The organism is Polaromonas sp. A23 (assembly GCF_002001015.1).
Lineage (GTDB): Bacteria > Pseudomonadota > Gammaproteobacteria > Burkholderiales > Burkholderiaceae_C > Polaromonas.
This window is the reverse complement of the sequence record NZ_MUNO01000028.1, coordinates 23,063-42,669: the sequence shown is the minus strand read 5'-3', so window position 1 is coordinate 42,669 and position 19,607 is coordinate 23,063. Positions and strand designations below refer to the sequence as shown.

Annotated in this window: 22 protein-coding genes and 1 tRNA gene; 15 read left to right on the top strand and 8 right to left on the bottom strand. The window is 61.1% G+C overall.

Annotated features, from left to right (window positions below):
• Nucleotides 1-6: 6 nt before the first annotated feature.
• Nucleotides 7-939, top strand: coding sequence for a DHH family phosphoesterase (locus B0B52_RS16015; protein ID WP_077594660.1), 933 nt, complete (start codon nt 7-9; stop codon nt 937-939).
• A gap of 11 nt (nt 940-950) precedes the next feature.
• Here B0B52_RS16015 and B0B52_RS16010 read toward each other — a convergent pair whose 3' ends face one another.
• On the bottom strand, nt 951-1,280 hold the full coding sequence (locus B0B52_RS16010) for a helix-turn-helix domain-containing protein (RefSeq protein WP_077594659.1): 330 nt from the start codon (nt 1,278-1,280) through the stop codon (nt 951-953).
• Between the two features lie 159 nt (nt 1,281-1,439).
• On the opposite strand from B0B52_RS16010, the gene B0B52_RS16005 reads away from it, so the two are divergent.
• Nucleotides 1,440-2,012 carry a carboxymuconolactone decarboxylase family protein gene (locus tag B0B52_RS16005; RefSeq protein ID WP_077594658.1) on the top strand — a complete coding sequence of 191 codons (573 nt, stop codon included), beginning with the start codon at nt 1,440-1,442 and terminating at the stop codon, nt 2,010-2,012.
• Between the two features lie 244 nt (nt 2,013-2,256).
• Nucleotides 2,257-2,871, top strand: a complete 615-nt coding sequence (locus tag B0B52_RS16000) for a hypothetical protein (RefSeq protein WP_077594657.1) — start codon at nt 2,257-2,259, stop codon at nt 2,869-2,871.
• Between the two features lie 143 nt (nt 2,872-3,014).
• On the opposite strand, the gene B0B52_RS15995 is transcribed toward B0B52_RS16000, so the two are convergent.
• The 3 genes from B0B52_RS15995 to B0B52_RS15985 all read right to left on the bottom strand — a co-directional run bounded on the left by B0B52_RS15995 (nt 3,015) and on the right by B0B52_RS15985 (nt 4,700).
• Nucleotides 3,015-3,662: a GDSL-type esterase/lipase family protein gene (locus B0B52_RS15995; protein WP_077594656.1), complete on the bottom strand. Its 648-nt coding sequence runs from the start codon at nt 3,660-3,662 to the stop codon at nt 3,015-3,017.
• A 20-nt stretch (nt 3,663-3,682) separates the two neighbouring features.
• Nucleotides 3,683-4,549 carry a 2-keto-4-pentenoate hydratase gene (locus tag B0B52_RS15990; RefSeq protein WP_077594655.1) on the bottom strand — a complete coding sequence of 289 codons (867 nt, stop codon included), beginning with the start codon at nt 4,547-4,549 and terminating at the stop codon, nt 3,683-3,685.
• A 75-nt stretch (nt 4,550-4,624) separates the two neighbouring features.
• Nucleotides 4,625-4,700: transfer RNA gene (locus B0B52_RS15985), tRNA-Ala, on the bottom strand.
• Between the two features lie 242 nt (nt 4,701-4,942).
• Here B0B52_RS15985 and B0B52_RS15980 point away from each other — a divergent pair.
• A complete protein-coding gene (locus B0B52_RS15980; RefSeq protein WP_371327405.1) occupies nt 4,943-5,491 on the top strand; it encodes a DUF2242 domain-containing protein in 549 nt (182 codons plus the stop codon).
• Here the strand turns inward: B0B52_RS15980 and B0B52_RS15975 are convergent.
• A complete protein-coding gene (locus B0B52_RS15975; protein WP_077594654.1) occupies nt 5,452-6,045 on the bottom strand; it encodes a pseudouridine synthase in 594 nt (197 codons plus the stop codon). The genes B0B52_RS15980 and B0B52_RS15975 overlap by 40 nt on opposite strands.
• Before the next feature lie 121 nt (nt 6,046-6,166).
• A complete protein-coding gene (locus tag B0B52_RS15970; RefSeq protein ID WP_077594653.1) occupies nt 6,167-6,889 on the bottom strand; it encodes a haloacid dehalogenase type II in 723 nt (240 codons plus the stop codon).
• 328 nt (nt 6,890-7,217) lie between these two features.
• On the opposite strand from B0B52_RS15970, the gene B0B52_RS15965 reads away from it, so the two are divergent.
• The 3 genes from B0B52_RS15965 to B0B52_RS15955 all read left to right on the top strand — a co-directional run bounded on the left by B0B52_RS15965 (nt 7,218) and on the right by B0B52_RS15955 (nt 10,437).
• Nucleotides 7,218-9,461 (top strand): PAS domain S-box protein, encoded by a 2,244-nt coding sequence (locus B0B52_RS15965; RefSeq protein ID WP_254425732.1) that lies wholly within the window; start codon nt 7,218-7,220, stop codon nt 9,459-9,461.
• A gap of 183 nt (nt 9,462-9,644) precedes the next feature.
• The gene (locus tag B0B52_RS15960) at nt 9,645-10,106 is read left to right on the top strand and encodes an SRPBCC family protein (RefSeq protein ID WP_077594652.1); all 462 of its coding nucleotides are present in this window, start codon (nt 9,645-9,647) and stop codon (nt 10,104-10,106) included.
• The gene (locus B0B52_RS15955) at nt 10,090-10,437 is read left to right on the top strand and encodes a helix-turn-helix transcriptional regulator (protein WP_077594651.1); all 348 of its coding nucleotides are present in this window, start codon (nt 10,090-10,092) and stop codon (nt 10,435-10,437) included. Before B0B52_RS15960 ends, B0B52_RS15955 begins: the two co-directional genes overlap by 17 nt.
• Before the next feature lie 135 nt (nt 10,438-10,572).
• Here the strand turns inward: B0B52_RS15955 and B0B52_RS15950 are convergent, their stop codons facing one another.
• Nucleotides 10,573-11,094, bottom strand: a complete 522-nt coding sequence (locus B0B52_RS15950; RefSeq protein WP_077594650.1) for a hypothetical protein — start codon at nt 11,092-11,094, stop codon at nt 10,573-10,575.
• A 304-nt stretch (nt 11,095-11,398) separates the two neighbouring features.
• Nucleotides 11,399-12,304 (bottom strand): LysR family transcriptional regulator, encoded by a 906-nt coding sequence (locus B0B52_RS15945; protein ID WP_077594649.1) that lies wholly within the window; start codon nt 12,302-12,304, stop codon nt 11,399-11,401.
• Nucleotides 12,305-12,478: 174 nt separating this feature from the next.
• On the opposite strand from B0B52_RS15945, the gene B0B52_RS15940 reads away from it, so the two are divergent.
• The 8 genes from B0B52_RS15940 (at nt 12,479) to B0B52_RS15905 (ending at nt 19,606) form a co-directional block, all read left to right on the top strand.
• Nucleotides 12,479-13,462, top strand: coding sequence for a 2Fe-2S iron-sulfur cluster-binding protein (locus B0B52_RS15940; RefSeq protein ID WP_077594648.1), 984 nt, complete (start codon nt 12,479-12,481; stop codon nt 13,460-13,462).
• Nucleotides 13,463-13,490: 28 nt separating this feature from the next.
• Nucleotides 13,491-14,540, top strand: a complete 1,050-nt coding sequence (gene gtdA / locus B0B52_RS15935) for a gentisate 1,2-dioxygenase (protein ID WP_077594647.1) — start codon at nt 13,491-13,493, stop codon at nt 14,538-14,540.
• A gap of 37 nt (nt 14,541-14,577) precedes the next feature.
• Nucleotides 14,578-15,273, top strand: a complete 696-nt coding sequence (locus B0B52_RS15930; protein ID WP_077594646.1) for a fumarylacetoacetate hydrolase family protein — start codon at nt 14,578-14,580, stop codon at nt 15,271-15,273.
• A gap of 45 nt (nt 15,274-15,318) precedes the next feature.
• Complete coding sequence (locus B0B52_RS15925) at nt 15,319-16,608, top strand: aromatic ring-hydroxylating dioxygenase subunit alpha (RefSeq protein ID WP_077594645.1); 1,290 nt, start codon at nt 15,319-15,321, stop codon at nt 16,606-16,608.
• Complete coding sequence (locus B0B52_RS15920) at nt 16,605-17,093, top strand: aromatic-ring-hydroxylating dioxygenase subunit beta (RefSeq protein ID WP_077594644.1); 489 nt, start codon at nt 16,605-16,607, stop codon at nt 17,091-17,093. The genes B0B52_RS15925 and B0B52_RS15920 overlap by 4 nt, the downstream gene beginning before the upstream one ends.
• A 3-nt stretch (nt 17,094-17,096) precedes the next feature.
• Complete coding sequence (locus B0B52_RS15915; RefSeq protein WP_077594643.1) at nt 17,097-17,417, top strand: non-heme iron oxygenase ferredoxin subunit; 321 nt, start codon at nt 17,097-17,099, stop codon at nt 17,415-17,417.
• Nucleotides 17,418-17,487: 70 nt separating this feature from the next.
• A complete protein-coding gene (locus B0B52_RS15910; RefSeq protein WP_077594642.1) occupies nt 17,488-18,684 on the top strand; it encodes an ABC transporter substrate-binding protein in 1,197 nt (398 codons plus the stop codon).
• Between the two features lie 4 nt (nt 18,685-18,688).
• Nucleotides 18,689-19,606, top strand: coding sequence for a branched-chain amino acid ABC transporter permease (locus B0B52_RS15905; protein WP_077594641.1), 918 nt, complete (start codon nt 18,689-18,691; stop codon nt 19,604-19,606).
• The last annotated feature ends 1 nt before the right edge of the window (nt 19,607 follow it).

Sequence of the window (19,607 nt, the reverse complement as noted above, 5' to 3'; positions counted from 1 at the left end):
GGCGCCATGAAAACCATTCTTCCCCTGCAACTGCTGGTTGCCCCCAACAAGAACGATCCCCGGCCCTTGGTGCTGTACCACGGGCGCGGTTGCCCCGACGGTTTTGCAGCGGCCCTGGCGGCCTGGCTGTATTACGGAGACAGTGCCGAGTACCTCGGGCTGGACCATGGCGACATCCGCGCCGTTGACGACCTGCCGCCGCTGGACGGCCGTGCGGTGTACATCCTCGACTTTTCATTTGCTGCCGATATCCTGCGCGGCATCGATGAGCGGGCGGCCAAACTTGTGATGCTGGACCACCACAAGAGCGCGGCGGAAAAACTCACTGGTTTTGCCTGCCGCTGCGGTGTTGTGCATTTCGACATGAACAAATGCGGTGCCCGCCTGGCCTGGGAGTTTTTTCACCCCGATACGGCGTTGCCTGATCTGGTGCGTTACGTCGAGGACCGCGACATCTGGGTCTGGCGCTATCCCGAAAGCCCGGGGTTTCTGGCGGCGCTCGACATGGAGCCTGTCACCTTCTCCCGCTGGGCCGAGATTGCTTCTTTCAGCCCCGACGAAGTAGCGGCCTTCATGGCCCGCGGCCAGGCCATGGACGAAAAGTTCAGCAAGCTCGCCGCTGACATTGCCGAAAGCGCGCAGCCCGTTATTTTCAACGGCCAGCAGGGTCTGATGGTCAACGCGCCCGGCGTCTTCCACAGCCTGGTGGGTGACCTTCTCTCAAAGAAGAGCGGCACCTTTGCGCTGATGTGGACGGTGGCGCCCGGGGGTGTCGTCAAAGGCGGGCTGCGCTCCCAGCGCGGATTTGACTGCATCGCCCTGGCCGAAAGCATGGGCGGTGGCGGCCATGCCCAGGCCTGTGGCTTCAAGATGCGCATCGACAGGCTGCCGGAATTGCTGAGCGGTGTGTTTGAAGCGGTGCCGCGCGCCAGCAGCTGAGGCTTGAGAGCTCACGGTTTTCGCTGCGATTTTTGCCAGCGACCCGCCCACAGCACCAGCGGCTCCATGGCCGCCAGCAGTTCCTGTCCCCAGCGCGTCAGCGAATAACCTTCGCCGCTGGCATGTTCGACCAGCCTGGCCTCGCGCAGTTCAGCCAGCCGCACATTGAGCACTGACGAGGAAACTTCCGCACATGCTGTTTGCAAGGCGCGAAAGTTCACCGGCCCGCTGCGCAGCTCCCAGAGAATGCGCATGGTCCAACGTCGATGAAAAAGATCAATCGCCGCATTGATGCCGTCCTTGTAGGGATTGGGTCCAGCCTTTGCGCTGCGTGTGCTCATCAAGCCTTCCTCTTTTTGTTCATCGGTGATCTGCCTGCCGTGTGTTATCTGTCGCCAGCATGACTGGACGCTTTGATTTTAGAAGCATTCAGGGGCAAAATCAATTTGCTTTTTTTTAGAAGCAAACGATTCAATCCTGTTTCCCGAAAGGATCCCTTCATGCAAACCTCCCGCATCCTTCCCGTACCTGAGCCTCTTGAACAACCGTTGGCCGGGCACATGGCCAAACTGCTTCCACCAGGCATGCCGGCGCCGCAGCTGTTCTTGAGCGTTGCGCGCAATGCCGGCCTCTTCGGCTTTCTGGTTGACAGCGGGCTGATCGGCCCGACCGGCCTGCTTGACCGGCGCGTGCTGCCCAAAGACCTGCGCGAAACCATCATCCTGCGCACCTGTGTGGCAACCCGCAACGACTACGAGTTCAACCTGCATGTGCAAACCATCTCGGCCCGCATGGGACTGAGCCAGGCGCAGATTGACGACGTACGTGCGGCGCAACCTTCGCCAGACCTCTGGTCGCCGGCACTGCTTGCGGCCATGGCCCTTGTGGACGCACTGGTGCGCCTGGCGCCGGTGGGTGATGAAACCTACGCACAGGCCCGCGCGCAGTTCAGCGAGGAAACGTTGATAGAAATTACCCAGCTCACAGGCCTTTACGTGGGGGTGGCCATGCTGGTGGCGCTGATACGCCCCCAGTTCGACAACTACCAGTTAAACCCTGCCGCAGTGGCATGAGGAAGAATTTCGCGCATCTGGACACGATTGCAGTCGCGCGGTAAATACCGGGTAAATCTCCGTTTGGCTTACACGGCGTTCACAAAGCCCTGCCAACAATGGCCTCACTGAATCAGACAAGCCCTTAAAAAGCAGCGATTCAGAAAGCAGCCCCCGAGCTGCTTGCCGACCCTGGAAACTGTTCCAGCCACCGCAAGTTGTTCATGGGGTTGCTGGTTATTCATCCGCAAAGCAGGAGAACCTCATGAAATCGAAACTGTTGACCACTTCCTTGTTGGCATCTGCCCTGTTCGCCGGACTGGGTTTTGCTCCAGTCATGGCGCAGCATGGCTCCAGCACACCGGGCATTGACCAGACACAGCAGGCCATTGGCGCGCGTATCCAGCAGGGGCTGGCGTCGGGTCACATCACACCCTCAGAAGCCCAGATGCTGTACCGGCGCGACCAGGAGATCGCCGCGCGTGAGTCCCAGTTCAAGGCCAACGGCAATGTGAATCCGCAAGAGCGCCAAGCGCTGCGCAACGACGTGGCAGCCCTCAGCGACGAGGTTGAGCGCATGATGGCCAACCGCGACGTGGTTCGGCCCACACAGGCGGGCGGCAGCACCAACGGTATCGACCGCACGGAATACCGGATCAGCCAGCGCATTGACGAAGGCGTGCGTTCAGGCCATATCACGCGGCGTGAAGCGCGCAGGCTGCACAGCCGCGAACGCGACATTGAGCGCCATGAAATTGCCTTCAAGTCTGACGGCGTTGTGACCCAGCGGGAGCGCCGCCAGCTGCGCAATGAATTGTCCAACTTGCGCGACGACGTCGAACGCATGCTGACCAACGACCGCCGCTACGGCCGCGGTTAAGCGCGATGCCTGCGACACTGCAGGCAGGCCAAGAAGCCGTCAGCCCGCAAGGGTTGGTGGCTTTTCTTTGTTGAAACATAGCCGTTTCCCCTTTAAATACGGGCGCTAACAGCTATGAAATTAATAGCGAGAAGCGGCCACTATCAGGCCACATATTTCTTTTCACGCAACCAGGCTGCCAGCCGTTCGGCAAACACCTTGTAGCCCTCGGCATTGGCATGGACCTGGTCCGAGCGCAGCTCAGGCCGCGAGAGCACATAAGACCAGCCGCCTTCAAACAGCGGCACATGGGTCTGGCCGGCCACCTCGGCATAAATTTCATGGTCCTTCAGCGAGCCGGTGACCAGCGCCATCAGCACCGGTTGCGGTTGCGCGATCAACACCACCTGCGCGCTGGCCGCAGCCGTTTGCACGATCGAAGTGAGCGCTGCCCGCGTGCGCTCCGGCGCCATCTTGCGCAGGAAGTCGTTGCCGCCAATGGACACCAGCACCAGGCCGGGTGAGTTGGCCTGCAGCAGGTCCGGCAGCCGGGCAAGCGCGCCTTCGGCCGTGTCGCCGTTGATGCCAGCATTCTTTACCACGTGGCCGGTGAGTTGCTCCAGCACCTGCGGGTAAGCGGCGCCTGCTGCCGCGCCGAAGCCGAAGGTCAGTGAATCACCCAGGCAGAGCAGGGTGGCTTCTTTGGGAAGCGTGTTGACCTTGGGCTTGGCAGATTTGGAGCAGCCTGTGGCCAGCAACAGGGCACTGGCCGCAGAGCCCAGCAGAAGCTGGCGGCGAAGAGGGTGGGGCATGGGTGAAGCGCTCGGTGTCGTTACTGGCGGAACTGCACCCAAACCGGTGCGGAGCCTTCCAACCCCTTGTAGTCCACGACGAATCGTGTGCCTGCTTTGGGCGGCTGTACAGGAGGGAAAGTTCCAAGTGAAAGAAACTGCCCCGGTTGCACGCGAATCCCCTGGCGGTTGAGCTCCCGCACCAGCCAGAGCGCGGCGTTCAGGGGATGGCCCAGCAGGTCGGATCCGACACCCTCGCCAAGCGTCACGCCGGCGCCGTCCGCCATGACCAACTTCATCCTGGCCAGTGACTCTTGCAGCCGTGCACGTTGCTGGGGCTCTTGCGATACAGCAACCGGAACGCCCATGATGCCCAGGCGCGCCGCCAGGTTGATCGCGCCAAGAGAATGGGCGTCCAGCTTGAGAGGGGTCTTCACGAGCATGTCGGGCAACTCGATGAAGGGAATGACTTGATCCAACGCCTTCATGACTTCATCAATGGTTTGAGCCGCGTTGATTTCGGTGCTGCTGACGCGAACCAGAAGATCCGCCTCCACGGTCGGCCGGGCGCCAAACGACGCGCTGACTTCGGATCCATTCGGTAGCAGCATGCCCTCATAGAGCGTTCCCCATTGCGGAACATCCGCCCGAAACACTCTGCGAATAGTGTCGTTGGTCAGGCCAACTTTGTAGCCGATGACTGCGCCATGCCGCAGGGACAGGGCCTTCTGGTATTGCAGTCGACTGCATTCGCCTGTAGCCGCATCCATCGGCGGCAAGTCAGGTGCTGCTGTTCGGGCGTAGAAGTGGGACACCAGTTCCGCGGCCTGCGCGGGGCTGAAGCAAGCGGGCTGGGCTACGGCTACCGTAGTCCAGAGCAGCAAAAACGCTGCGATGCACTTCTTCATGGGAAGTCCCTCGGTGTCGCGGCAACGTCGCCGCTTTCGCACGACAAGAACTCAGGCTGAGTAGTGAAAAAAGCGTGGTGGAGAGGAGGAGGATCGAACTCCCGACCTCTGCATTGCGAACGCAGCGCTCTCCCAGCTGAGCTACCCCCCCACACCTGCGAATTCTAGCCAAAGGCCTGAAAAACACCAATAGACCGCCAGCAACCCCTGGTGCGGGTTGCACGCAATCTGCCTGGTGTGCAGCCTGTTCCGAGTTGCTGGTAATTGGTAACACCTCTGCCGCGCCCTTCCTGTAGCATTTGGCGTAGCGGATACGAGCCCGTTCGCATGTAGCATGCCATGCCGTGCGGCAAAAACACCCCTTAACTTTTTCTTCCGAGAGGAGTGAACACATTGACTTTGATCCGGCCGTCTTATCTGTGTCTTCTGAGTCTGGCAGGCTTGCTCACCGCCTGTGCGCCGCCCATCAAGCAGTTTCCCTTGCAGGAGCAGTTTGGTTCCACGGCCACGTACTCGCGCCTGTTTGACGCCACGCCTGCGCAAACCTGCGAGGCATCGCGCCGCGCCTTGCTTAGCCAGGGCTACATCATCAATACCGCCCGAAAAGACCTGGTTGACGCGCAGAAAAGTTTTCAGCCCGAGCCGGAGGCGCATCTGCAAATTGCCATTCGCGTCGTGTGTGCACCGGAAAGCGCCAACGGCAAGATCAGCCTCGGTTTTGTCACGGCCCTGCAGGACAGCTACACGCTCAAGAAAAGCAACAACTCCGCCAGTGTGGGGGTGGGCGCGATAGGTTCGGTCTCGCTTCCCTTCAGCTCAAGCAATGATGCGCTGGTCAAGGTCGGCAGCGAAACCATCACGTCTGATGCGTTCTACGACCGCTTTTTTGACCTCGTCAAACGTTACCTGAACGCCAGTGAGCTGGAAGAAGATGCGCCCTGAACGTCGGTGCTTTCGCGCCAGGTGCCTGAGGCCAGGCCGTCCAGATTGAAGGCGCCAATGGCCGCGCGTATGAGCCGAAGCGTTGGAAAACCCACCGACGCCGTCATGCGGCGCACCTGGCGGTTGCGCCCCTCGCGAATCACCAGCTCCACCCATGCGGTGGGAATGCTTTGCCGCACACGCACCGGCGGCTCGCGTTCGGCCAGCTCCGGCGCCGCCATCAGGCGCACCCGCGCCGGCAGCGTGAGCCCGTCTTTGAGCTGCACACCTTCGCGCAGGGTCTGCAGGGCGGCTTCACCGGGCAGGCCTTCCACCTGAACCCAATAGGTTTTCTCCATCTTGAAGCGCGGGCTGCTGATGCGCGCCTGCAGCTGGCCGTCATTCGTCAGCAGCAGCAGGCCTTCGCTGTCGGCGTCCAGCCGGCCGGCTACATACACATCGGCCAGTGTGATGAACTCCTTGAGCCCACGCCAGCGCCCTTCGGGTGTGAATTGGCTCAACACGCCATAGGGCTTGTTGAAAAGAATCAGACGGGAAGGTGCGAGGGGTGTCATGGCAAGCAGAAGAGAAAAACCGCTTCGTAAAGCCCCACGGGGCCGGGTTGATAAAGAAAATGCGGTTTTGCCCAGGTAATTCGGGCGTAAGTAGCTATCAAATATGTAGCAAAAGAAAGGGTCAACAACCCAGTTGATCCGCCAGGGCCAGCAGGTCCGTGGCATGCCAGGTGTTTGCTGGGTCGGGCGATACATCTTTCGGATGCACCGCACCCATCTCTGTAGGCCGTTCGATGTAAGCCGTTTGCAGGCCGCAGGCGCGCGCGGCGGCCAGGTCGTCCTGATGGGCGGCGACCAGCATCACCTCGGCAGGCGCCAGGTCAAACACCCGGGCCACGCCCAGGTAGGTGGCGGGGTCGGGCTTGTAGGCCTTGAAGACTTCGGCCGACAAAATGCAGTCCCATGGCAAGCCCGCACGCTTGGCCATGTTGGTGAGCAGGCCGATGTTGCCGTTGGAAAGAGTACAAATGGTGTAGCGCGTTTTCAGGCGCGACAGGCCGGCCAGCACATCGGGCCACGGGTCCAGCCGGTGCCAGGCCTTGTTCAGGTGCTGCTTCTGCGCTTCGGTGAGGTCGCTCAGGCCAAACTGCGGCAGGATGCCGTCCAGAATCAAGCGGTGCAGGTCGTCAATCAGTGTCCAGCCCAGTTCGCCCGACATGACGCGGGCCATGGCCGGGCGGTAACCGGCGCGCCAGGCCAGCGCAAATTCGCCGCCGTTCACTTCCGGGCCTTCCGGACGTAGAGCCTGCACTTCACGCGCGATGCCGGTGTGCCAGTCCACCACCGTGCCGAAAATATCAAAGGCCAATACCTGCGGGCGCGGAAGAGGGTGCGGCGTGTTCATCTGTGCATTATCGGCAACCGACGTTCCTTCTGCCGCCCAGGCTCCTGGGAAAGCGGGGTTTTCGCTAGCTGGCAAAGGCTATTTTGCGCACACGTACGGCGGGGCCGCGCTAAACTGGTTCAGGCTTGATGCTGCCGGGAAGGACGGCGTTTTCTGTTTCACACCGGGGCTGAGCCACAAAAGGGAAAAGCTGTCTTATGCACGCGAGTTTCCTGGAAGTTTTCGCAGGGAGGTCCGCAAGGCCCCCGGCTCATGACCTCGGCACGCAGGCAGTGCTGGCCGTGTTGGCCTGCACCTTGTCGGCAAGCTGGCGAATGGGGTTTTCGGCGTGAGCGAAGAAACACAGTTTCGCCGGCTCACAGACGCCATGCCGCACATCGTCTGGACGATGCAGGCGGACGGGCAGCACACCTGGTTCAACCAGACCTGGCTGGACTACACCGGCCTCACCATGGACGAGAGCCTGACGAAGGGCTGGAGCCTTCTCATTCATCCCGAAGACAACGAACGCACCGCTGCCCTCTGGAAAGAGGCGCTGGGCCGGGGTGAGCCCTGCGAGATAGAGCACCGGCTAAGGCGGGCCGATGGCACTTACCGCTGGATGCTGGGCCGCGCACTTCCGCAATTTGATGCGGCTGGCCAAAGGGTTCAATGGCTGGGTACCCTGACGGATATTGACGATCTCAAGCGCGTCACCGAGCAGCTTGAACAAAATCTGGTCATGACCCGCATCGCCGGCCGCGTGGCGCGCCTGGGCGGCTGGACGATAGAGCTGCCCGAGCGCAAGCTCACCTGGTCAGACGAAAACTGCCTGATTCACGACGTGCCGCCGGGCTACAAACCAACGCTGGAGGAGGGCATCGGGTACTTTCCGCCCGAGCACCGCGCCACCGTCATTCGCATGGTCGAGACCTGCGCGCAGCACGGCACACCCTATGAGTTTGTACTGCCCAAGATCACCGCCAAAGGGCGGCGCATCTGGGTGCGGTCGCTGGGTGAAGCTGTGCGCGACGCCTCGGGAAAAATAATCCGCCTGCAAGGCGCCTTCCAGGACATCACCGAACAAAAAGAAGCCGAGGTTCGCACACAGGAACTGGAGACGCTGCTGGGCACCACGCTCGAGAGCATCACCGACGGCTTCAGCCTGATGGACAAGTCGTGGCGCTTCACCTTCCTGAACAGCCAGGCCGAGCGCATGCTGCAGCGCCCCCGTGGAGAACTGCTGGGGAAAAACCTGTGGGAAGAGTTTCCCGCCATCGCTGGCACCTATATAGAGCAGGAGTACCGCGCAGCGGTTGCAGAAAAACGCACTGCCCGCCTTGAAGCGTTTTACCGGCCGCTGAAAACCTGGTTTGTTTTCCACGTCTATCCCACAGAGGCGGGAACGGCCGTGTATTTTCAAGACATCACGCAGCGGCGCGCCGAGCAGGCGCAACTGCGCTTGCTGGAAACCGCCGTCTCGCGCCTGAACGACATCGTGATTGTTGCGAAGGTCAAGCCCGGCCAACCCGAGCCTGAAATTGTTTTTGTGAACCATGCCTTTGTGCGCCACACCTGCAACAGCCGCGAGGAAGCCATCGGAAACTCTCTCAGCTTTCTGTGGGGAGCCCATTTGCACAGCCCGGAGATCATGCAGATCCGCGCGGCCATCAAGGCCTTGCAGCCGGTGCGCACCGAGATGCGCAGCTACACCAGGGACGGCAGGGAGCGCTGGGTGGAGATCGAGATCACGCCGATTGCCAACGCCGCCGGCAAGTACACCCACTGGGTGGCGGTGGAGCGCGATGTCACCGAGCGCAAACAGCAGCAGCAGGAGATCCTCCGCCTCAACAGCGACCTGGAAGAGCGCGTGCTGCTGCGCACCGCCCAGCTGGCCGAAGCCAACAAGGAGCTGGAGTCTTTTGCGTACTCCGTTTCGCACGACCTGCGCTCGCCGCTGAACACCATTCATGGCTTCAGCAAGCTGCTGGCCAAGCTTGACGCGGAGAACATCAGCGACAAAGGCAAGCACTACCTGGACCGCATTGGCGTGGGTGTGACGCAGATGGGCGAGCTGATTGAAGGCCTGCTCACGCTGGCCCATCTCTCGCGCGAAGAAATCAAGTCAGAAAAGGTTGACCTGACGGCCATCGCCCGGCAAATAGAACGTGACTACCGCGAGCGGGAGCCGCAGCGCGACGTGCGGGTTCACATCCAGGAAGGCCTGTACGCGCATGGTGACCCGCGCCTGCTGCTGGCGACCCTGCAAAACCTGATGGCCAATGCGTGGAAGTTCAGCTCCAAAAAACCGCAGGCGCTTATCGAGGTGGGCTGCCGCACTGGCACAGACGGCCAGACTGTTTACTTTGTGAAAGACAACGGCGCCGGCTTCGACATGGCCTTCGCCCATAAGTTGTTCGGTACCTTCGAGCGGCTTCACTCGCCTGGTGATTTTGTGGGAACAGGCATAGGCTTGGCCACGGTGAAGCGTGTCATTGAGCGGCACGGTGGGCGGGTCTGGGCAGACAGCCACATTGGCGAGGGCGCAACTTTCTATTTCACGCTGAGCCAGCCGGGTGAGTGGGTGATCTAAAGGGGAGCTGGGGCGCGCTGTCTTTGCGGCGCGTTGCCCCCAACTTGTCCGGCGGCTCACCGCGCAATGCGGGTGCGCGGTCAACAACGGCTGCTTCAGTTTCATTTGTTTGCAATTAATGCAACAAAATAGTTGCTCTTTTGTTGGCCCTGGTCAAAAATAAATGCAACAAGGAGATTGCATATGACTTCATCCACCGACCGCATCGAAAGAAGCACCCTGATCCAGGCGCCGCGCTCCCGCGTTTGGCGCGCGCTTTCCAATGCCGAAGAGTTTGGCAAATGGTTCGGCGTCGCGCTCAAGGGAAAAACCTTTAAACCCGGGCAGCGCACGCAAGGGCCAATCACCATTGCCGGCTATGAACACGTCATGTTTGACGTACTGGTCGAGCGTGTGGAGCCGGAGACGCTTTTCTCTTACCGCTGGCACCCTTATGCCGTGGACCCGGCCATCGACTACAGCAAGGAACCGACCACGCTGGTGACCTTCGAGCTGCAGGACGCAGGGGAAGGCACGCTGCTGCGCACGGTGGAGTCCGGCTTTGACCAGATCCCGCTGGCGCGGCGTGCGGAAGCCTTCCGCATGAACAGCGGCGGCTGGGACGGGCAGATACGCAACATCCAGGCCCATGTCGCCAGTGCGTAAAGCCATGCCCGTGCCGCAGCCGGGCCCCGCTTCGGTGTTTGCCGCGCTGGGCGACGAGACTCGTCTGCGCCTGGTGACGGTTCTGTGTGTGGGCGGCGCGGTGTCAATCGCGCAACTTACCGCCACAACCGAGGTGACCCGCCAGGCCGTCACCCGCCATCTGCAGGTGCTGGCTGATGCCGGGCTGGTGCGCGATGTCAAGGTCGGCCGAGAGCGTCTATGGCAGTTTGACCCGCAACAGGTGGAAGAAGCTCGCCGCTCGCTTGAGCTGATTGCCCAGCAGTGGGACCAGGCTTTGGGCCGCCTCAAGCTATCGCTGGAAAACGGCTGACGCGCCAAAGCGAGAAAAGCGGGCAAAGAAAAGCGCCTGCCCCTTGCGGGGCGGCGCTATATTTTCAGTAGCTGGTGGCGCCCGTATTTAAAGGGCTGGCATAGCTTTTTACCTGAAGAAAACGGGCTTGACCGTTCAGGCGGCCTTGCGGCGTTGGCCGAAAGCCGAGCTGCGCTTGGCGCTGACGGTGGTCACGTCGTCGCCGGCAATCTTGCTAGCGAGTTCTGCGGTTTTCTGTTCAATTTGTGCGGCCAGCTTGCTCAGTGCCAGTGCGCCGGGGGCAGTGGCTGCGGCCAGTGTGGTCAAAGCGCTTGCGCCGGTTTTTTCTTCAAACAGGGCAGCGTTGGCAGCAGCGCGTTCCACGCCGGTCTCAGCCAGCTTCACCAGCTGCGTCACCACTTGCTGTGCGCCGTTGGTCGTGAAGGTCAAGCCCTTGGTGTAGTAGGCGCTGAAGGCGGCTTGCGCTGCGCGTGCGTTCTTGGCGGTTTCAGCCGTCAGTTCCGAGCGCGACTCTTTCAGTGCGCTGTTCCAGCGCTGCTCCAGCAGCGTCACCACGCGCTCGCCGCCTGCGCGGTAGGCATCGATCACGTTTTTGGCAGTGTTGCCGTAAGACTCGATCAAGTCGGTTGCAACGGTAGACAGGTTCTTGGCGCTCATGGTGTTTCCTTTGAAAGTGGATCAGTGATGGCTAATCATCAGGGTTTCTACTAGTGGCTGCGACCTAACTGGCTAGAGGCGCATATCCAGATGCGATCAATTTGCTACTCTTTTGGTAGCTACTTGCGCCCGCTTTTATTGGGCTACCGGCACTTTTCTCTTGTAATTACGGCGTGAAAACAGCCGAAACGATTTTGCGGACCGCATGAGTGGCCAAGGGGCTTCCTGTTCTTGTCTGTGCGACCGGTTGAGGTCCGTCATTTATCACCGAGCTTGGAGTGCCCGATGAAAGCGCTCTTTCGCATCACCGGTCCGAATGCGTGTCAAAAACAAGCGATCTGAGCCACTGATTTGCCGGGTCTTTGTGATACTTGGCGTGCCAAAAAAGATTGATGGCGATTTGCGGCAACTTGACGGGATGGGTGACGTATTTGAGGTTGAACGGCGTCACCATTTTTTCTGCCAGACGCTCGGGCACTGTAGCCACCATGTCGGTAGATTGAAGAATATGACCAATCGCGACGAAATGCGGAACGGTGAGGCGTATTCGTCTTTTCTGGGAGCCGCTGTCCAGAATTTCGTCGACTTTCCCGTGCCCGGTTCCTGCAGACGCAATCACGACGTGATCGGTTGCAAAAAAATCAGCTGAAGAAATCTTTCGCTTGTCCAGTGAATGGTTTTTGCGAAACACACAAACGTATTGCTGAGAGAACAGGCGCTGCTGGAAGAAGCCGGCTTTCAATTGGGGCAGCAGCCCAATCGCCAGATCGACGTGGCCTGCCTCCATGGCATCTTTCAGGTTGACCGTTGTATTGCGCACCGTGCTGATGGAAACCCCCGGCGCCACTTTCTGGATTTTTTCCATCAAGAGCGGCAGGAAGTAGATCTCGCCGATGTCGGTCATGCCCACGGTAAAGCGGCGTTTGCTGCTGGCGGGATCGAACGAATTCTTGACGTTGATTGCGCCGTGAATCATGCCCAGCGCATAGCCTATCGATTCGGCCAATTGGTCCGCAAAGGGCGTGGGCTGCATACCGCTCGACGTGCGCAGGAAAAGTTCGTCGCCAAACAGCTTGCGCAGGCGCGCCAGGGCATTGCTGACGGCGGGCTGCCCCAAGCCCAGGTTCTCCGCCACCTTGGAGACGCTTCTTTCGGTCAGCAGCTGGTTAAAGATCACCAGCAGGTTCAGGTCGATGTCCTTGAGTTCCATCTGCGACTCCTAAGGGATATTGAAAGAGTTATTGATTTCAGTGATACAGAACATTAATGCCATTGTATTGACTGATTTTGGTGGGCCTCAGATCATTGCCCCATAGCCGCTGATGTTCACCAGAAAACATGCGGCAAGGCAACTCTCCCACGAGACATACCCAGACCGACCACGATGGAAATTTTTGTCCGCCCTCTCCAGCGCACGCTAAGCGTCACCGCAGGGGTGAACCTGCTGGAAGCCCTGCGCGCGAATGACGTGCCGGTGTCATACAGCTGCCTGGCCGGGCGTTGCGGCACCTGCCGCTGCAAGCTCGTCGAAGGGCAGGTGCTCGCCTCGGGTGGGGAGGCGCAGCGGCCGGGGGCAGCCAGCGACCAGTACGTATTGGCCTGCCAGACCTTTCTGACCGAATCCTGCATTGTTGAAATTCCCGAGCCCGACGAGGTGGTGGTCCATACGGCAAGAATCGTCAAGGCCACCGTCGTTGCGGTGGAGGACCAGACCCACGACATCAAACGCCTGCGGCTGAAGCCGGCCAAGCCCATCGAGTTTTCACCCGGGCAATATGCCCAGCTTCAGTTCACGCCCGAGCACATCCGGCCGTATTCGATGGCGGGCCTCTGCGCCGACGGCGAGCTTGAGTTCCATGTGCGCCTGGTCGCCGAGGGCCGCGTCACTGGCTACATCGCCAACACGCTGAAGGTTGGCGACGCGGTGCGCGTCAGCGGCCCGCTGGGCTCGGCCTATCTGCGCCGCAAGCATGCGGGGCCGATGCTCTGCGTGGCCGGCGGTACAGGCCTGGCGCCGATTCTGTCCGTCATCCGCGGTGTCATTGTCGAAGGCATGCGCAACAGCATTCACCTGTACTTCGGCGTTCGTTCCGAGCGCGACGTTTACGGCCGCGAATGGCTGGCAGAGCTTGAGCGCCAGCATCCGCAACTGAAGGTGCACGTCGTGCTTGCCTCCGGCCAGGCGCCCGGCTGCCGCACCGGCCTGGTGACCGAAGCCATCGCCCAGGACTGGCCCAGCCTCGACGGCTTCCGGGCCTACCTCTGTGGTGCGCCGCCCATGGTCGAGGCCACCAGCCTGCTGGTGCGCCAGATGGGCGTGCTGCCCGAACAAATCTATGCCGATGCGTTTTACGCCAGCGGCACATGACCGATCAGACCGATCAACAGGAACCCTCATGAACAGCAGAAATACAGACCTTGATTCCCAGCTGAACCGCAAAGCCTATTACGATCGCATCGGCGTGGACAACATGACACCCTTGTGGGAGGTGCTGGGCGCGCTGGTGCCGCACTCCCCCAAGTCGCCGGCAGTCGCGCACGCGTGGAAGTACGCCGACGTGCGCGAACGTGTCATGGAAGCGGGCACCTTGATCAGCGCGGCCGAGGCTGAACGCCGCGTGCTGATTTTGGAAAACCCCGCGTTGCGCGGCCAGTCCTGCATCACGCAGTCGCTGTATGCCGGCCTGCAGCTCATCATGCCGGGCGAAGTGGCGCCGGCGCACCGCCACACCCAGTCCGCGCTTCGGCTGGTGCTGGACGGTGAGGGCGCCTACACAGCGGTCGACGGGGAACGCACGACCATGCGCCGCGGCGACTTCATCATCACGCCGGCCTGGACCTGGCACGACCACGGCAACCTGGGCGACCAGCCGGTCGTCTGGCTCGACGGCCTGGACATTCCCATCGTGCGTTTCCTCGATGCCGGATTTGCAGAGAAAAGCGACAGCGCCTACCAGGCCGTCGCCCGGCCGGAAGGGGATGCGCTGGCGCGTTACGGCTCCAACATGGTCCCGGTCGATTTCTACCAGCAGCCCGCCGAGCCGACCAAGGTGTTTGTCTACCCCTGGGAACGCACACTGGCATCGTTAAAAGCCATAGCCGCCGGCGGTGCGCCCGATGCGCACTTCGGCCACAAACAGCGCTACGTCAACCCGGCCACCGGCCGCTCGCCGATGCCGACGATGGCCGCGTTCTCCCAGCTGATTCCGGCCGGTTTCGAAACGCGGCCTTACCGTTGCACCGATGGCACGGTGTACGTGTGCCTCAGCGGCAACGCCGAGGCGACCGTCGAAGGAAAAACGGTTCGCCTCGATGAAAACGACGTGCTGGTGGTGCCGTCCTGGCACAGCCACCAGTTCCGCGCCGGTCCCGAGGCCGTGCTCTTCAGCTATTCAGACCGCCCGGTACAACAGGCCCTCGGCCTGTGGCGCGAACACCGCGCCTGAAAATTTTTCAACCTTTCACATTCTTCGCAGTACACACATGAACTACGCCATCGAACCCGTCACCCTTCCCACGCTCACTGTTGCAGGTATCAGTGAACGATTTCCCGTCAACCGCATTTTTTGCGTGGGCCGCAACTACGCCGCCCATGCACGCGAGATGGGCAAAGACCCTGACCGCGACCCGCCATTCTTCTTCATGAAACCGGCCAACGCGGCCGTCGATGCCTCGTCACCGGTCACCATTCCCTATCCGCCGAAGACGAATAGCTTTCACCACGAAATTGAGCTCGTCGTTGCGATCGGCAAGGGCGGCCGCAACATCACCGTGGCCGATGCGCTTAGCCACGTTTACGGCTACGGCGTAGGGCTGGACATGACACGCCGCGACCTGCAACTCGATGCGCGCGACAAAGGCCGTCCGTGGGAATTCGGCAAGTCCTTCTCGCGCTCGGCGCCCATAGGTGCGCTGTCCCGCGTGGCTGACAGCGGCCATGTGGCTGAAGGCGCCATCAGCGTCACCGTCAATGGCGGCGCCCGCCAATCGTCAGACATCGCCAAGCTGATCTGGTCGGTTTCGGAATGCATTGCCTACCTGTCCGAATATGAAACGCTGGAGCCCGGCGACCTCATCATGACCGGCACCCCCGAAGGCGTGAACGCCGTGCTTGCAGGCGACGTGATGCAAGGCAACATCGCGGGCCTAGCCGGCATCTCGGTCGCGGTGCGGGCCTGACACGCAAGCGCGGAAAACAGAAGACTGAAAACCAAGGAGACAGCGATGACTGCACCCACGACGGCATCCACCACCGCACCCGGCGGAACCTTTCCCATCGAGATTCATTGGGAATCAGAAGGCACAAGCCGGATTCCCTTCATGGCCTATACCGAGCCGGACCAGCACAAGAAAGAGCTTGAGCGCTTTTTCTACAACAAACACTGGAGCTACGTCGGCCTCGACGCCGAGATCCCCAACGCCGGCGACTTCAAGCGCACGGTGATCGGCGAGCGGTCGGTGATCATGGTGCGCGATACCGACGGCGGCATCAGCGTGGTTGAGAATGTTTGCGCCCACCGCGGCATGCAGTTCTGCCGTGAACGCCATGGCAACAAAAAAGAGTTTGTGTGCCCTTATCACCAGTGGAGCTACACACTGAAAGGTGATCTGCAGGGTGTGCCGTTTCGCCGCGGTGTCAAACAGGACGGCAAGGTCAACGGCGGCATGCCCGCAGACTTCAAGACCACCGACCACGGCCTCAACAAGCTCAAGGTCGCAACGCGCGGCGGTGTGGTGTTTGCCAGCTTCGACCACGGCATCGAGTCGCTCGAAGACTTCCTCGGGCCGGTCATCCTCGGCTATTTCGACCGCCTGTTTGACGGCCGCAAGCTGACGATTCTGGGCTACAACCGCCAGCGTATTCCGGGCAACTGGAAGCTGATGCAGGAAAACATCAAAGACCCCTACCACCCCGGCCTGCTGCATACGTGGTTTGTTACCTTCGGCCTCTGGCGCGCAGACAACAAGAGCGAGCTGAAGATGGACGCCCGCCACCGCCATGCGGCCATGATCTCCACGCGCGGCCAGTCCGGTAAGGCCGACCAGGTCACGCAGGTGTCCAGCTTCAAGGAAAGCATGGAGCTTCACGATCCGCGCTTTCTCGACATCGTGCCCGAGCCCTGGTGGAAAGGCCCCACTGCGGTGATGATGACGCTGTTTCCCAGCGTCATCCTGCAGCAGCAGGTCAACAGCGTATCGACGCGCCACATTCAGCCCGACGGCCATGGCTCCTTCGATTTCGTGTGGACGCATTTCGGCTTTGCGGACGACACGCCGGAGATGACGCAGCGCCGGCTGCGCCAGGCCAACCTGTTCGGCCCGGCCGGCTTCGTGTCGGCCGACGACGGCGAGGTGATCGAGTTCTCGCAGCAGGGCTTCGAGCAGAAGCCTTACCACCGCACCCTGGCCGAACTCGGCGGGCGCACGGTTGAGGACACCGACCACATGGTCACCGAAACATTGATACGCGGCATGTACCAATACTGGCGCGAAGTGATGGAGGCCGACGTATGAGCGCCGCCGTTAACCTCAATTTCGAAGACTACCTGCAGGTGGTGCAGTTGTATGCCGATTACGCCCAGGCGGTCGATTCTGGCAACTGGGACTTGTGGCCCGAGTTCTTCACAGAAGACTGCATCTACAAGCTGATTCCGCGCGAAAACCATGAACGTGGGTTTCCGCTGGCGACACTTTTTTTTGAAAGCAAGGGCATGCTGAAGGATCGGGTCTATGGCATCCGCGAGACCTTGTTCCATGACCCGTATTACCAGCGCCACGTCGTCGGCGCGCCGTTGATTCGCTCGGTTGACAGCAACCGCTTCGAGTCGGAAGCCAACTACGCGGTTTTCCGCACCAAGCTGTCACAAGAGTCGACTGTCTTCAATGTCGGCCGCTACATCGACGTGATCGTGCGCACGCCCGAAGGCCTGAAGTTCGCTTCGCGCCTGTGCGTGTACGACAGCGAAATGATCCCCAACTCCATCATCTACCCGATTTAAACCATGAGCAATTCCAACTGGATGGACGCCACCGAAGAAGCCGGCGTGCCCGAAGACGACGTGATCGGCCTGCAGGTCGGCGGCCGCGACATTGCCTTCTACAAAGTTGAGGGCAGCATTTTTGCCACCGACAACATCTGTACCCACGGCCATGCCCGGTTGTGCGACGGCTTTCTTGACGGCCATGAAATTGAATGCCCCCTGCACCAGGGCAAGTTCGACGTGCGCAATGGCCGCGGCACCTGCGCGCCGATCACGGAAGACATTCGCAGCTACCCCGTGCGCATCGAGGGCGGCCGTGTCTTTGTGCAAATTTCTGACTGAACCCGCAGCCTGACCCGCCTTTCACCCTTTTATCCCTTTCACCACTCTATTCCGCAGGAGACAACACACCATGAACACAACACCCAAGACGCTTTCCAGGACGCCTTTTCGCCGCAGCGCACTGATCGCCGCGGCCGGGCTTGCACTCACCGGCGCCAGCCAGTTCACCGCTGCCGCCACCATTGGCTTCATGGCGCCCTTGTCTGGCCCACAGGCCATCGTTGGCCAGGACCAGGTTGACGGCTTCATGCTGGCGGTCGAGCAACTGGGGGGTAAGCTCGGCGGCCAGGCCACCACGGTGCTGAAGGAAGACGACCAGCTCAAGCCTGAAATTGGCGGCCAGATCGTGCGCAAGTTCATCGACAAGGACAAGGTCGACGCCATCGTGGGCTTGAGCTTTTCCAATGTGCTGATGGCCAGCCTGCCGCGCATCGCCGAGTCGGGCACCGTGGCCATCGCCACGAATGCAGGCCCATCGCCGCTGGCCGGAGCCGGTTGCAAGGCCAATGTGTTTTCCGCTGCGTGGCAGAACGACGGCGCCGCCGAAGCCATGGGCAAGTTTGCCCAGGACAAGGGCCTGAAAAAAGTCTATCTGATGGCACCCAACTACCAGGCCGGCAAAGACATGCTGACCGGTTTCAAGCGCTACTTCAAGGGCCAGATCGTGGACGAGGTCTACACGCAGGTGAACCAGCCTGACTATTCGGCCGAGCTTGCGCAACTGCAGGCGGCCGCGCCCGATGCGGTGTTCGTGTTCTACCCAGGCGGCATGGGCGTCAACTTCATCAAGCAGATGAGTCAGGCCGGCCTGATGGCCAAAGTGCCGCTTTATTCAGTCTTCACCGTTGATGGCACGACCCTGCCGGGCCTGCGTGACGCGGCTGTTGGCAGCATCAGCGGCGCGATGTGGGACGCTGCGCTCGACACGCCAGAGAACAAGAAGTTTGTTGCCGACTTCGAACGCAAGTACAAACGGACGCCCAGCGCGTACGCAGCGACGGCTTACGACGCAGCCAATATTCTGAATATCGCCCTGGGCAAGGCCAAGGCCGGTGATGCCAAGGCCCTTGCCGCCGCGGTCAAGGCGGCTGGCAGCGAGTTCAAGTCGGTGCGCGGCGCGTTCGCGTTCAACAACAACAACCTGCCGGTACAGAACTACTACGCGTTCGAAACCGTCAAGAGCGGCGGCAACGTTGTCGGGAAACTGATTGGGACGCCGCTGGCCAAGCAGAGCGATGCCTACCACGCGCAGTGCGCGCTGAAGTGACGCCATGAACGGCACGATGGTTTTCGCGCAGCTGCTCAACGGCCTGCAGTACGGTGTCTTGCTGTTTTTGCTGGCAGCAGGCCTGACGCTGGTCTTCGGCATCATGAGCTTCGTCAACCTGGCGCACGGCTCGCTGTACATGATGGGCGCGTACTTCGCGGCCACGGCCTTCCAGTACACCGGCTCCTTCGGGCTGGCCTTGCTGGCGGCCATGCTGGGCTCGCTGCTGCTGGGCCTGGCACTGGAGTTCGTCGCAGTCGCGCGCCTCTACCGGCGCGACCACCTTGACCATGTGCTGGCCACTTTTGGCCTGGTGTTGTTCTTCAATGAGCTGGTGCGCATCATCTGGGGCCCGCAGCCGGTGTTTTTGCAGGTGCCGGAGTTGCTGAGCGGCGCCATCCCTATTGCCGGCTTCAGCTACCCGGCCTACCGGTTTGCCATCATCGTCGTCGGGCTGGTGGTTGCGGTGGGTTCCTGGCTGCTGATCAACAAGACCCGCGTGGGCATGTTGATCCGGGCCGGCGCGGTCAACCCTGCCATGGTCGCCGCACTCGGCGTCAATATCCGGCTGCTCAACGCCATGCTGTTTGCGGTCGGCGCCATGCTTGCTGGTCTGGCAGGCGCGATGGCCGGGCCAATCCTGTCGGTGCAGTCCGGCATGGGCGAGGCGGTGCTCATCACCACACTGGTCGTCATCGTGATTGGTGGCATCGGCTCGGTCACCGGCGCCTTTTATGCGGCGCTCATCGTCGGCATTGTCGACACTCTGGGCCGCGCATTTCTACCCCTCATCCTGCGGCAGGTCACCGAGCGCTCGCTCGCCGACGCGGCAGGCCCGGCACTGGCCTCGATGCTGGTCTATCTGCTGATGGCGGTGGTTCTGGCCTGGCGACCGCAAGGCCTCTTTCCAGCCAACAGGTGAA